Origin of the sequence: Marinobacter xiaoshiensis (genome assembly GCF_031631795.1) — a bacterium.
Taxonomy (GTDB): Bacteria; Pseudomonadota; Gammaproteobacteria; order Pseudomonadales; family Oleiphilaceae; genus Marinobacter; species Marinobacter xiaoshiensis.
Genome location: NZ_JAVMBO010000007.1, coordinates 545,208 through 558,660 on the forward strand (window position 1 = coordinate 545,208; position 13,453 = coordinate 558,660).

10 protein-coding genes are annotated in these 13,453 nt (G+C 51.6%); 8 read left to right on the forward strand and 2 right to left on the reverse strand.

Annotation, left to right across the window (positions count from 1 at the left end; translation table 11 throughout):
• Positions 1 to 50: 50 nt before the first annotated feature.
• The 4 genes from RKA07_RS06240 (at position 51) to RKA07_RS06255 (ending at position 3,321) form a co-directional block, all read left to right on the forward strand.
• A complete protein-coding gene (locus RKA07_RS06240) occupies positions 51 to 482 on the forward strand; it encodes a MaoC family dehydratase (protein ID WP_200369347.1) in 432 nt (143 codons plus the stop codon).
• Between the two features lie 14 nt (positions 483 to 496).
• Positions 497 to 1,042 (forward strand): hydrolase, encoded by a 546-nt coding sequence (locus RKA07_RS06245; RefSeq protein WP_310965887.1) that lies wholly within the window; start codon positions 497 to 499, stop codon positions 1,040 to 1,042.
• A 113-nt stretch (positions 1,043 to 1,155) separates the two neighbouring features.
• A complete protein-coding gene (locus RKA07_RS06250; protein ID WP_310965888.1) occupies positions 1,156 to 2,676 on the forward strand; it encodes a PAS domain-containing sensor histidine kinase in 1,521 nt (506 codons plus the stop codon).
• A gap of 6 nt (positions 2,677 to 2,682) precedes the next feature.
• Positions 2,683 to 3,321 carry a response regulator transcription factor gene (locus RKA07_RS06255; protein ID WP_200369350.1) on the forward strand — a complete coding sequence of 213 codons (639 nt, stop codon included), beginning with the start codon at positions 2,683 to 2,685 and terminating at the stop codon, positions 3,319 to 3,321.
• A gap of 18 nt (positions 3,322 to 3,339) precedes the next feature.
• Here the strand turns inward: RKA07_RS06255 and RKA07_RS06260 are convergent, their stop codons facing one another.
• The gene (locus RKA07_RS06260) at positions 3,340 to 3,765 is read right to left on the reverse strand and encodes an acyl-CoA thioesterase (RefSeq protein WP_310965889.1); all 426 of its coding nucleotides are present in this window, start codon (positions 3,763 to 3,765) and stop codon (positions 3,340 to 3,342) included.
• Between the two features lie 254 nt (positions 3,766 to 4,019).
• Here RKA07_RS06260 and RKA07_RS06265 point away from each other — a divergent pair, with 254 nt between their 5' ends.
• The 4 genes from RKA07_RS06265 (at position 4,020) to RKA07_RS06280 (ending at position 10,728) form a co-directional block, all read left to right on the forward strand.
• On the forward strand, positions 4,020 to 6,362 hold the full coding sequence (locus RKA07_RS06265; protein ID WP_310965890.1) for a molybdopterin guanine dinucleotide-containing S/N-oxide reductase: 2,343 nt from the start codon (positions 4,020 to 4,022) through the stop codon (positions 6,360 to 6,362).
• Between the two features lie 200 nt (positions 6,363 to 6,562).
• On the forward strand, positions 6,563 to 7,966 hold the full coding sequence (locus RKA07_RS06270) for a hypothetical protein (protein WP_200369353.1): 1,404 nt from the start codon (positions 6,563 to 6,565) through the stop codon (positions 7,964 to 7,966).
• A 48-nt stretch (positions 7,967 to 8,014) separates the two neighbouring features.
• Positions 8,015 to 9,640: an AMP-binding protein gene (locus tag RKA07_RS06275; protein WP_310965891.1), complete on the forward strand. Its 1,626-nt coding sequence runs from the start codon at positions 8,015 to 8,017 to the stop codon at positions 9,638 to 9,640.
• A 278-nt stretch (positions 9,641 to 9,918) separates the two neighbouring features.
• The gene (locus tag RKA07_RS06280; protein WP_310965892.1) at positions 9,919 to 10,728 is read left to right on the forward strand and encodes a hypothetical protein; all 810 of its coding nucleotides are present in this window, start codon (positions 9,919 to 9,921) and stop codon (positions 10,726 to 10,728) included.
• 15 nt (positions 10,729 to 10,743) lie between these two features.
• On the opposite strand, the gene RKA07_RS06285 is transcribed toward RKA07_RS06280, so the two are convergent.
• Entirely contained in the window at positions 10,744 to 13,434 is a 2,691-nt protein-coding gene (locus RKA07_RS06285; RefSeq protein ID WP_310965893.1) for a mechanosensitive ion channel domain-containing protein, read from the reverse strand.
• Positions 13,435 to 13,453: the final 19 nt, after the last annotated feature.

Below are 13,453 nucleotides of genomic sequence, written 5' to 3' on the forward strand. Positions count from 1 at the left end.
CATATAAACCAGTAATGTAGTGGTCGAATGGTTCAATATGAGGAAGCACAATGCAAGAATTACACGGTTACTATCTGGAAGATCTGGAAGTTGGAATGGAGGCGTTCTACGCCAAGACTATTACGGAAGCTGATGTGGTGTTGTTCGCAGGTATTAGTGGTGACGACAACCCGGTACATATAAATGCCGAGTATGCGAAGACCACGCCGTTTAAAGAGCGGATCGTTCACGGCATGTTCAGTGCCGCGCTGATTTCCGCCGTATTGGGCACGCGCTTGCCTGGCCCGGGTGCGATCTATATAGATCAGCAAATCAAGTTTAAAGCGCCGGTTCATATTGGCGATACGGTGGTTGCGTCTGCAAAAGTTATTGAGATAAACGAAGAGCGCCGCCGAGTGAAGTTGGAAACCATCTGCAAGGTGGGAGAGAAAGTTGTTGCGGAAGGTGTCGCCACCAATATGGTCGATCGCCGACCGGCCTAAATCTGGAGACTGTTATGTTAATGGATAAAGAGAAGTCCATCGTTGCCGTGATTGATGTTCAGGCCCGGCTGTTAGGTGGCGTGCATGAAGCTGATAAGCTGGTGAATAACTGCAGTTGGTTGGTTCGTCTGGCAAAACTGATGGACGTGCCGGTGGTGGGCTCAGAGCAATACCCCGATGGACTGGGGCCTACTGAAGAAGGTTTGCGTGAACTGGTGGGCCCGGCCAATATATACGGCAAAGCTCACTTTTCTTGCATTGATGACCCCGGGTTCGAAAATGCCTTTCAAACGCACGATCGCAAACAGGTTGTTTTGTGCGGCATGGAATCTCAAGCTTGCGTGATGCAGTCGGCGATCAGGTTGCTTGAGAAGGGGTTGGAGGTATTTGTGGTAGCGGATGCCATTTCGGCCCGCAACCCATACGACACCGAAGTAGCCCTACGCCGGATGGAGCAAGCCGGAGCCAGAATTGTCACAAAAGAAATGGTCGGTTTCGAGTGGATACGGCGTTCTGATGCGGCTCAATTCAAGACCTTCAGTAAAGAGTTCCTGCGCTAGTAAGTCACGGGGCCCTGATGCAGTGTGGCTAAGGGCCCCGGAGACAGTCAGAATAGGGTTCGACAAGGCAACCCGAGTTCCGAGAACCCGTTACCCATGAAAAAACGTACCCCATGAAAAATCGCACCCCGGAAGAGGGGCTTACCGCCCTGACTGACGACGCTGAGCGCAACCGTTTGCTGGCGGAGATGGCTGAGCAGTCTACAGACATGATTTCGCGCCACACACCGGAAGACTGGCTGTTTATATATGCCTCTCCCGCGGTTACGCATTTGCTGGGCTACACGGTAGAAGAAATTGTTGGGATCTCGGCATACGATCTCTACCACCCGGATGATGTTGAAGACTTCCGCTTACGGGCACCCACGGTAAGTTATGATCGGGGTTTGTACACTCATACCTATCGCTTTCGCTGTAAAGATGGACACTACATCTGGTTGGAAAGTACCAGCCGGACCATCCGAGACCCGGAGACCAACGATATTCGGGAAATACTGGTGGTGTCTCGGGATGCAACCCACCGGATCATGGCAGATAAAGCAAGCCGCCGTTTGGCGCGGGTGCTGGAGAGCACTCAGGACCTGGTTATATTTGCGAATCTGGATTTTACCGTTTCGCACCTGAATGAAGCTGCCCGGAAGGCTCTTGAAATGGAGTGCACGGATTACAGCTCATTTCCGCTCTCGTGGCTTGTGACCGAAAAGGGCCTTGCCACGTTGATGGATGAAGGCTTTCCAGCAGCAGAGGAAACAGGAAGTTGGCGTGGAGAGCTAACGATGCAAAACCTGAATGCGTCTCGCATACCGGTCATGCTAGAGCTCCTGGCTCACCGATCCTTGCATGGGGATATCGAGTATTTTTCACTGGTCGCTCACGATCTTACCGAGAAAAAGGCCGCCGAAGACCAACTCAAGCAGTATCAGGCTGAAATTGATCACGCCAGCCGGTTGGTAACTATGGGGGAGCTGGCTTCAAGCCTGGCCCATGAGCTTAACCAACCACTCTCCGCTATGGTGAATTATTTGCGGGGCATCGAGAGACGCTTTGCGGACAAGTCCACGCTCTCATGGAGCGATGTGGAATTGCCGATTACTCGAAGTATCCGTACGGCGTTGAGGGCAGGTGAGATCATCCATCGGATGATGGATTTCACGAGAAAGCAGGAGCCAGTCGTTACTCGCCTCAATTTACCGGATTTGATTGGTGAGATGATCAACTTCTGCGAGAGCACGGCTGAAAGGCACAACGTGTCCGTAGTTTTTGAGCCCGATTTGAATTTGCCAGAAGTTAAAGGTGATCGGGTGCAGTTGGAGCAGGTAGTGTTGAACTTGATCGTGAATGCTGTAGAGGCGAGTGCTTCTACTGATCGTGAGGACGCTGCCATTGTGCATGTCAGAGTCGTACCTCATGAGAGCGGGCAGCTAAGAGTGGAAGTTGAGGATCAGGGGCGGGGTATTTCCGAGGTGGATATGTCCCGTCTTTTTGATCGCTTTTTCTCAACCAAAGAGACCGGGCTTGGAATGGGGCTGGCCATCAGTCGTTCATTGGTAGAGAATCTTGGTGGCGAGCTCTGGGCGGAAAACCTCCATACTGGCGGCGCACGTTTTTCATTTACTCTCAATATTGCTGACTGATTATTCATGACCTCAAATAACGACGCACAAACAGTTTTCGTAATTGATGATGACACCGACGTTAGAGATTCATTGAAGTGGTTGCTGGAGTCTGTAGGGCTCAATGTTCAGACCTACGAGAATGCCATGACGTTCTTTGAAACTTTCGATGTTGGCGCCAGTGGTTGTATTGTAATGGATGTGCGGATGCCCGGCTTGAGCGGTATTAATGCCCAGAAAAAACTGCCGGAATACAATATTGAGCTGCCGGTAATCATGATTTCGGCCCACGGTAATGTGGATATGGCAGTGACCGCCCTGACCCAGGGAGCCATTACATTTATTGAAAAGCCATTTGATGACCAAACCCTGATTGATCATGTGCATAATGCATTGGAAAAAGATCGGGCTCGTTCTGTTTATCGCCGCTCCCAGTCGCGTATAAGAGACTGTTACGACCGGTTGACTCGAAGAGAGCGTCAGGTACTGGAGTTGATCGTTAAGGGGTTGTCTAACCAGGAAGCGGCGGATGAACTCGGTATTAACAGAAAAACAGTGGAAGGCCACCGGGCTAATATGACCGCAAAAATGAAAGTAGATTCGTTTGCGGAACTGGTACAGGTAGCCATAGCGCTAGGATTGGTACAGGGTATTACAAGCTTGTAAATCCAACAGCACAGCGGGTCAAAGCCTAGCGAGGATTTGTCTGGCAGCGTCCGGTAACCTGATCGGTTTTTGGGTGATATCGTCAACGCAAACAATCACTGTCTCGGCCGTTGCGCAACACACGCCATTCTGAAAAACTCCCTGATATAGCTGTATCGAACTGTTGCCGACACGTGTGACGGCCGTTCCAATATCCACAACTCCTGGCCAACGAATCTCGGCGCGCAGTTGCAGATTCAGATTGACGATTAAGAAGGAGGTGCCAGCAGATGCGAGTGGTGCTTCCGAATCGTAGATCAGCTCTACTCGCCCTGTTTCAATAAACGTTGAAAATACCGCATTGTTCACATGACCCTGACGATCTGTGTCTGCGTAGCGCAGCTTGTCATAGGTGCGAAGCGGAAACTGTTCCAGATTCCAATTTTCGTGCATGCCATCTGTCATTCTTGATCCTCTCCTCATTCAGGCTGGCGGGTTCGGAGCATTGCGTACGGCATTGAGTATGTCAAATTCCCTTTCACCTTCCTCCTTTACATCCAGTTTTAGCACAGCTGCATACGCCATATTTTGTATGGTTCGGGTGCATACCTGGCAAGCCAAGTAATAATGCTTAATTAAATTTAAACAAACCGAGTACAAGTACCTGCTTTTGGTCTATGCTGTCCTTTCCTAATAATAAAATGAAGAGGGCTCGAATCATGACATCTGGGCACGCGAAAATTGGAACGCTCACTAGCAGCCATTGGGGCACCTATCGAGTTCATGCTGAGAACGGAAGTATTACCGCTCTGGAAGGGTTTGAGCGGGATGAAGACCCGTCGCCCATAGGTCAAGGTATTGTAGATGTTCTTGACGGACCGACGCGTATCAAAAAACCCATGGTCCGGCGCGGATGGCTCGAGCATGGGCCAGGAAATACAGAGGGTGCCAGGGGGGCTGATGAGTTTGTTGAGGTGTCTTGGTCTAAAGCAATCAAGCTGGTGGCAGAAGAACTAAATCGAGTTCGCGACCGTTACGGTAACCGGGCTATTTATGGTGGCTCCTATGGCTGGTCCAGCGCAGGCCGTTTTCATCATGCCCAGAGCCAGTTAAAGAGGTTTCTTAACTCGGTTGGGGGCTACACCTATTCATTGAACACATACAGCTATGCAGCGGCTGAAGTCACTTTGCCTCATGTGCTTGGAGACTTTTATTCCATGGTCAACGGCGCAACCAGTTGGGACGTTATCAAGGAGCATTCCAGCTTGTTTGTGGCGTTTGGTGGGGCGCCCGCCAAGAATGGCCAGGTGACCAATGGAGGTGTAGGACGCCATGTACAGAAGCAGGGCATGCTGGATGCAGCTTCAAATGGGGTAAAGGTCGTTAATGTTAGCCCGTTACGCTCAGATGTTCTTGATGAAATGGGTGCAGACTGGATCCCTGTTTACCCAGGCAGTGATGTGGCACTTCTTCTTGGTATTGCACACACCCTCCATACTGAAAAGCTGGCAGATACCGAGTTTCTATCTACCTATACCGTGGGCTATGAACGTTTCCGGCAGTATTTCATGGGCGAGACCGATGGTGTCGTTAAAGACTGCTCTTGGGCCGAGCTCAAGACGGGAATACCTGCTGCACGTATCCGGGATTTGGCGAGGGATATGGCTCGCCAACGCACAATGATTTCTGTGAGCTGGTCTCTTACGCGACAGGACAATGGAGAGCAACCCTACTGGGCAGCAATCGCGGTCGCTTCCATGTTGGGGCAGTTGGGCCTGCCTGGTGGTGGTATAGGTTTTGGTTACAGTGCCATGAACGCTATTGGTGCTAACTATGAGGGCATTCCCGGTGCGTCTCTACCTCAGGGAAAGAATCCGATAAAAAGCTTTATTCCCGTCGCTAGAGTTACAGATCTACTGCTTAACCCTGGTAAGCAGTTTGAATACAACGGAATGACTGGAACCTATCCAGAGATCAAGCTGGTTTACTGGGCGGGGGGGAATCCTTTTCATCACCATCAGGATCTCGTTCGCATGAGGAAGGCGTGGCAGAAGCCCGACACGGTTATTGTTCATGAATGGTGCTGGAATGCTCAAGCCAAACACGCAGATATAGTACTGCCCGCAGCGACTTTTCTGGAGCGTAACGATATCGCCTCATCCAGCCGGGACCCTTTCCTTGTGTACATGCAAAAAGCCGCAGAGCCGGTAGGCCAAAGCCTGACAGACTATGAGATTTTCAGTGCGCTGGCGGAAGAGCTTGGTGCACGTGAAGCCTTCACAGAAGGTCGCGACGAAGAGCAGTGGTTGCAGGTAATTTATGATGAAACGCGGCAGAAGGCGGGTGCTAGAGGTATCAATCTACCAACCTTTGAAGAATTCAAAGCAAAAGGATGGTTTGAAAATGAGATGCCGAAAGAACCCCAGGTTTTGATGAAAGCCTTTCGTGAGAACCCTGAGGCGAATGCTCTCGGAACGCCAAGCGGAAAAATAGAGATCTTCTCCGAGACTGTCGCAGGCTTTGGTTATGAGGAGTGTCCAGGTTTTCCATTTTGGAATGACCCCAAGGAGTGGTTAGGGCAGAAAGCCTCTGAATATCCGTTGCATCTGGTTTCCAATCAACCGAAAAACAAGCTGCACTCTCAATTGGATCACGGTTCTCATAGCCGAAAATCAAAGATAAATGGGCGAGAGCCGGTGGTTATTCACCCGGATGATGCCAAGGCCAGGAATATCGTAGACGGTAGCCTGGTTCGCCTCTTCAATGGCCGTGGTGCCTGTCTATGCTCTGCCGTGGTTAGCGATGAAGTGCGCCCGAGAGTGTTACAGCTGAGCACGGGGGCCTGGTTTGATCCGCCACAACTTGCATCTTCGGAAGTATCGTGCCGGCACGGTAACCCGAATGTTCTTACCCGGGATGAAGGAACATCCCGCCTGGCTCAGGGACCGAGTGCACTGTCATGCCTCGTGGAAATTGAATTGTTTAGCGGGGAAGCGTCGGATATGCAGATGGGTGCTTTTTCACCGCCCGTGATCCGTAGCGAGCCTGTTGTGGGCTCATAGACCCCCTGTTTATTAGCTGCATAACACACCTGTTCAGGAAAAATATGTATGTCCCATTCGAAGGCATTCGAAAAATAAGGGTTTTGCCTTTTTTATCGAGTAAATACCCTTGATTGGTCGGGTGTTTGTTATTAGTATTCGGGTTGAGATAGTTTCTTTCCTATGCATTTCGAAATTCAATTGGATGGAGAACAACAACAATGTCCTTAAAAAAGAGATCAACTGGCGGAGAGCAGCCGTCAGCGCTGGGAGCTCTAAACCTCCGTGTACCATTTGTTCATTACAAAATAGAGATTCCGGATATTCTGCAGGGTGCGATTTTGTGTGTCGTTCCGCTGAGTATTACGGCATTGATGACCTCTGTTCTGGGGATTCCATTTGAAATTGCGGTTGCTTTTGTTCTCCTCAACAACATTCTTTATCTGGTACACACGCATTTCGGTGACCCAACGGTTGCAGGTTGGATTACAGCCGGGATTCCCTTGTATGTAGCCTTCTTGTCGAGCTACCCAGAGGGGGATGCCAGAATACTGGCGTTAATTGCCTTACAGCTAACCGTCTCAGCTATTTTTCTTGGTCTCGGGGTGTTCAAGGGAGCAGATGCGTTGGTGCGGAAAATGCCTGCGTCACTGAAATCCGGCATTCTGATTGGTGCGGGTATTTCCGCCATTATGGGTGAATTTGGCGCAGATGGCCGTGTATGGACGATGCCGATTACCATCTTGACCGGCGCCGTACTGGGTTTTTTCATGTTGTTTTCGGAAACAGCAAGTCCACTTCGTGCCCGGTACGGCTTCTTTCGTTTTGTAGCCCAATACGGCATAGCGGTGCCTTTCCTGATCGCCTATGTTCTCGGCATTATTATTGGAGAGGTTGATGCGCCTGTTATCGAGTGGGGCTTCACCACCATTCCCTTGGGTACGATTGTACGAGAGTACAGTGTGTTCGGGCTGGGGATGCCGCCCCTACAGTACTTCCTTGATGCAATCCCGCTTGCGCTGGCGGCTTACATTATTGCATTTGGCGACATCCTGGTTATGGACTCGTTATTCAAGAATGCCGACGCTGTTCGCAAGGATGAAAAGTTGGTTTTTAGCCCGCGGCGGAACAGCATAATCGTAGGTATTCGCAACTTGGTGCATGGGATATTTGCGCCCTTCATCAGTCTATCTGGCCCGGCATGGACAGGTGGCCAAGCGCTTGTGATCAACCGCTACATGAACAACCCTCGCTCGGTAATGGACAGCTATTGGGGCGGCGCAACCAGTCTGTATTGGGGTATGACGATAGCTGTTGTGCTGGTGCCTGTGGTGACACTTTTCAAACCTGGGCTGAATATCGGCATGGCGCTGACGCTATTGATACAGGGCTATCTGTGCGGGTACCTGGCAATCGAAATGCTGGATCGCCAGACCAATCTTGAGCGTGGCATCGCTGTTATTGTCGGATCAGTGCTTGCGGTGCAGGGCGCAGCCTGGGGGCTTGGTGTTGGCCTTGTGCTCTGGTTTTTCCTGGAGAAGAACTGGTTTGCAGATGCCTACGTTGCAACACATCACGGTCACGATGAAGAGTTGGCAGATGATCCAGTAACCGATCAACGTTAGTTGATTGCGACAAAACTTGTTTTAAAGATCAACTAAAGGTTTTACATAATGGAAAACATGTTTGAGCTCGGGCTCGATAAAACAGAAGCTAGCTACACGCCACTCACGCCGATTTCTTTTATCCAGAGAACGGCCCTGGCGCACCCAACCCGCACCGCGGTTATCCACGGCAGTATCAGTCGGACATGGGCGGAAACCTATCAGCGCTGCCTGAAGATGGCATCTGCCCTGCGCAAGCTTGGTGTACGAAAGGGGGACACAGTCGCAGCACTGCTGCCAAACATTCCGGAAATGCTCGAATTGCATTTTGCGGTTCCAATGATCGGAGCCGTTCTGAACGCCCAGAACACCCGGCTTGATTCCAAAACCATGACCTTTATGCTCAACCATGGGCGTGCAAAAGTGTTTTTTACTGACACGGAGTACAGTGACCGGTCCCGCGATGCTCTTGTCGGATGTGACGCCAAGCCGATTGTTATTGATGTTGATGACCCTAATTTCGCTGGCGGCGAACTGATCGGCAAGATGACCTACGATGCATTGCTGGCGACGGGTGATGATGATTTCGCGTGGGATATGCCTGACGATGAATGGCAGGCGATTGCTTTAAACTACACTTCGGGCACTACCGGAAACCCCAAAGGTGTGGTTTATCATCATCGTGGCGCGCACTTGAATGCCTTGAGCAATATAATCGGCTTTGGATTGCCGTCAGGTGCGGTTTATCTTTGGACACTGCCGATGTTTCATTGCAACGGTTGGTGTTATCCATGGGCGGTAACCGCTGTGGCCGGCACTCATGTGTGCCTGCGCTCACCCCAACCGCAGCCAATATATGATGCAATTGCCGAGCACGGGGTAACCCATCTTTGCGCAGCACCGGTTGTCCTGAATATGCTGATCAACGCTCCCGAAGAATATAGGAAGCCGTTCAGCCAGCATGTAACCGTCGCGACCGGTGGTGCAGCACCTCCCGCTGCAACGATTGCAGCTATGGAGTCCATGGGGGTGAAAGTGGTGCATCTGTATGGTCTGACAGAAACCTATGGTCCCAGCTTGATCTGCGAATTTCAGGATGAGTGGCATTCTCTGGATGCCAAGGGCAAAGCGGCGAAAATGGCTCGGCAGGGGATACTGTCATTGTCCATGGCGGACATGATGGTGGCAGATCCCGTGACTCTCATGCCAGTTGAACAGAACGGCAAAGCGATTGGTGAGCTTTTTGTTCGGGGTAACTCGGTTATGAAGGGATACCTGAACAACCCGGAAGAAACCACTAAATCCTTCAGCGGAGGCTGGTTCCATACCGGAGATTTGGGGGTATGGCACACTGATGGATACGTGGAGATAAAAGATCGCTCCAAAGATATCATTATTTCTGGCGGAGAGAATATTTCGACTCTTGAGGTGGAAAGCACGCTCTACGATCATCCTGCAGTGCTGGAAGCAGCTGTTGTTGCCGCACCCGATGATCACTGGGGTGAAATCCCCTGCGCGTTTATCACTTTGAAAACCGGCAATGATCACCTCACAGCAGCGGACATTGAGACTTATTGCCGGGCAAATCTCGCAGGTTTCAAGGTGCCCAAGAAAATTGTCTTTATGGACGATTTGCCGAAAACATCGACGGGGAAGCTGCAAAAGCATGTGCTGCGGGGACAGCTCACCGGTTAAAGGTTTTATTGTCCTAACATAGAAATGATGTTTCCCCGGCTAATGCCGGGGTTTTTTATAAATGCGCGCAGAAAAAGTCCATAGCTGGCATGTTCAGTCATCTGGTGCTCGCGCTGTTATATTGAAAATAATCTCTTCATACTGCTGGTCTGTTTTCATTGGTGAGGGGACATGATTTGTCTAGGGCGCTTGGGTGGCTGTGTTTGTTGGCAATGGTGGGGTTCTCAGGATGTGATTCCAAAAACAATTCTGGAAGTGCCAGTGTCGTAACGGATGTTATGGTCAAAGAGATTGGCATGGATTCAGAGGAGTCTTTCAGCGACATCTCTCTTGCCCTGAAGCCCGCGCAGTTAGACTGGGTTGGCCAAAAGATTTTTCAGAACGAGTGTGCCGGCAAGTACGAGTGCCTTGTTCACTGGAACGAATCGGAGGCGTTCCCTTCGCTGGGTATTGGCCACTTTATCTGGTACCCGGAAGGAGTTACCGAGCGATTCGTTGAAAGCTTCCCCGCTCTTTATGAGTATATGGAACAGCGCCAGCGCAATATTCCTGAATGGCTGCGAGAGCTAGAGCCTTTTGATGCACCTTGGCCAGACAGGGTAACCTTCCTGAAGGTGGCTGACTCCCCCGAAATAGCAGAGCTGAGGGAGTTTCTGGCGGGAACTCAGGGAATTCAGGCTGAGTTTATCTTTCGCCGGGCAAAGGAATCGCTGGTGAAAATAATTGAGGCCGCGCCTGACGAGCGTCAGGCAGATGTGAAGCGGCATATACAGACGCTCAGCCAAACCCCGGGCGGCGTTTACGCGATTATGGATTACGTGAACTTCAAGGGGGAGGGATTATCTGCAGATGAACGCTACAACGGTGAAGGTTGGGGGTTGTTGCAGGTTTTACTGGCTATGCCTGCTGAGGCGGCCCCGAGCACGTTAGACGAGTTTCGTGAGGCGGCGGGCGATGTGCTCACGCGCCGCGCCCAAAACGCAGCAAACCCGGTCGAGCGGGATCGCTGGCTGGCCGGCTGGTTAAAGCGCCTGGAAACCTATCGGGAACCCGTCGATATGCATTCAGTTCCCGGCGTATCCAGCTGATATGAACAGCCTGCCTTAGTCTTTCTTTTGTGGTTCAGGAAGAGTGCGGACATGAATGTCCCGTTGTGGGAAGGGGATGTTTATTCCGGCTTCCATCAAGGCCCTTGTGATTGCTGCGTGTATTTCATGGGACAGCGGCATGATGTCCAAAAGGTCTTTCACAAACACCCGCACTTCAAAGTTGATACTGCTGTCCGCCAGGCCAACACAGAAAACGGCGGGGGCAGGCTCGTCTACCACCCGGGCATTGTCATGGGCCACCTTGGTGAGTATCTCCTGAACCTTGTCCACATCGGTGCCATAAGCGACGCCCACACGAAGTATCACGCGGGTAATAGGATCGGAGAGCGTCCAGTTAGTAAGATCCTGGGTAACGAAGGTTTTGTTGGGAATAATCTGTTCTTTCCTGTCCCAGTCCACTAGCGTTGTAGCGCGAATTCGTATGCGTGACACTGTGCCGGTTATGCCGTCAATGGTCACCGTATCACCTACCCGGATAGGGCGTTCGAACAGGAGAATAATGCCGGAAACAAAGTTGGCAACAATCTCCTGCAGCCCGAAACCAAGGCCCACCCCGAGGGCGGCAACCAGCCACTGGAGTTTGGACCACTGAACGCCTATCACGCCAAGACAGATCACCACGCCCATTAGCACGAGAATGTAGGTGGTAATGGTTGTGATGGCGTAGCCAGCGCCCGGTTCGAGATTCATGCGGCTCAGTATGGTTACCTCCATTGTTCCCGGAAGGTTCTTTGCGGCAAGCACGGTACCGGTGGCCACCAGCAAGGCAAGCAGAGCATCTGCAAGTGTGATTGGAAGCGGATCGCCGCCCTGGAGGTCTGTGGCAATCGTCCACAAGGTAATGTCATTGAACAGTTGCAGTGCAGGAATAACGCTGGCCCAAAGGAACAGCAGACCTGTGATTGCGAACGCTGAGACAAGGATTCTCAGCAGGGCGGAACTTTGCTGGCTAATATCCTTGAGGTCCATCTCGGGCATGTCCAGGTTTTGAAGTATGCCTTCGCCCGAGGTGTCGGCAGCCTCTCTGGCTTCTGCTGCCCTGCGTTCAGCAGCTCTCTGCTCTCTGAGGCGCTCAAGGGTGAGCCGGCGCTCGCGCACCGAGAGACCCCTCAGGCCTACGTAGTAGACCAGCGTGTTAAAGGCGAGCCAGCAGATTGTTATAAACAGGTTGCGCTCGAGTTGCAGGGCTGTGTAGTGGTAGCCAATGAGGGATGCCGCCGCCAATACGAGCGGAGCGGCTACGGCGGTCACATGAAAGATTTGTAAAAAGTTGCTGTGGGGTTTTCCGGTTCGCACCGCTTTCATGATGCGCTGTGCGAAAACTGCCAGCACGATGGACACCAGGGTGAAAAGCAGGCGGCCGAGGCTGTCGTCAAATTGGGCACCATCAGGTGTGGAGTTCGTTGATGTGGTTATTATCGCCACAGGAATAACAGACACCATGAGGATGGGCAGTTCGCGACGTATCACCACCAAGGTGTTGGTGTTCCAGTGAAAATGGCTTTCTCCCAGCCCCTGTTTGCGGGCAACGTTGCGAACAAATGCAAGCAAAAGCATTATGAAGGCAGCGGCTGTGAAGCCTTTCGAGAGTGCCGAGTAAAAGGTATTGCCCTCCATCAGTATCAGCGCCAGCAGGGAAAACAACAACACGCCCGGCATCGCCAGTAAAAGGCTGTTAGCCAGTGCCTGAAGGGTAAATGTAGTTCGGTCATGGCCAACGTTACCGATATGGCGGCTGTTTTCCATGAGGTTTTTCAGAATGGCTTTGCGTTTCACCAGCAAAACGATGAGTAGCAGCGCGACAAGCCCAATGCGGATGCCGCGCTCTTTCACTGACTGGGTAAGGGCCTCGACTAATGCATCAGGGCTCAGTTGTGAGATGAACCATTCGGCGGATTTGTATAATTCTCCTGCGGTTTCTGCGCTGACAGCCGCTGCGCTGGGAAGCCAGAAAAGCCTTTGCTGCAGGAGTTCCTGATATTCCAGAACCTGTTCTTGCAGGGTGGAAACTGTGCTGTAATATTCGTTGAGCACATCAATGTGTTCGGTAACAGCTTCGTGCAGTTCACGCAGCAGTTCAGAACGGCGGGTCCGCAGTTGTCCGCGGGCATCGTCGCCTGGTTCGGCAATGGCTTCAAACTCCTCCAGCCTCAGTTGCTCTTCTCTTGCTGAAGCAAGCTTGTCCTCGATGCCTTCAATCAAATCGCTGGCAATACTTTGTCTTTGCAGGCGTTCAAGCCTTTGCCTTAGCAGGTTGGCATAGCTTGCCGTCAGATTAAGCCCCGCTTTCTCCAGCCTCAGTTCAAAGCTCTTATACTCATCTTGAAGGCGGGTCAGAATGGATTCCGCATATGCTAGCCGATCCCGGCTCTCCCTTACCGCGATCTGGCGCTGAGTGAGTGAGGACTGCAGGGCTCGTACCTGCTCCAGAATGTCAGAGTTAACCACGTCGGGTAACTTTATCTCTGGCGGTGATTCTGTACCTGCGTCAAGCTCAGGTTGCACGGCAGGCCGCGATTCTTCTGGTTGCTCTGCGGTTTGGTTGCTTTGTCCTGATGCTGTGTTTGATTGCTTGTTGGCAGTCTCCGATTCTTCGGCCCAGGCTGGCAGGTGCAAGGCGCAGAGTAACAAGAGGCCGGCCAAGCATGGTGCCAGAGCTGCATAGCGGGTAAGACGTTGCTTCATATTATGCACTCCTTGCATG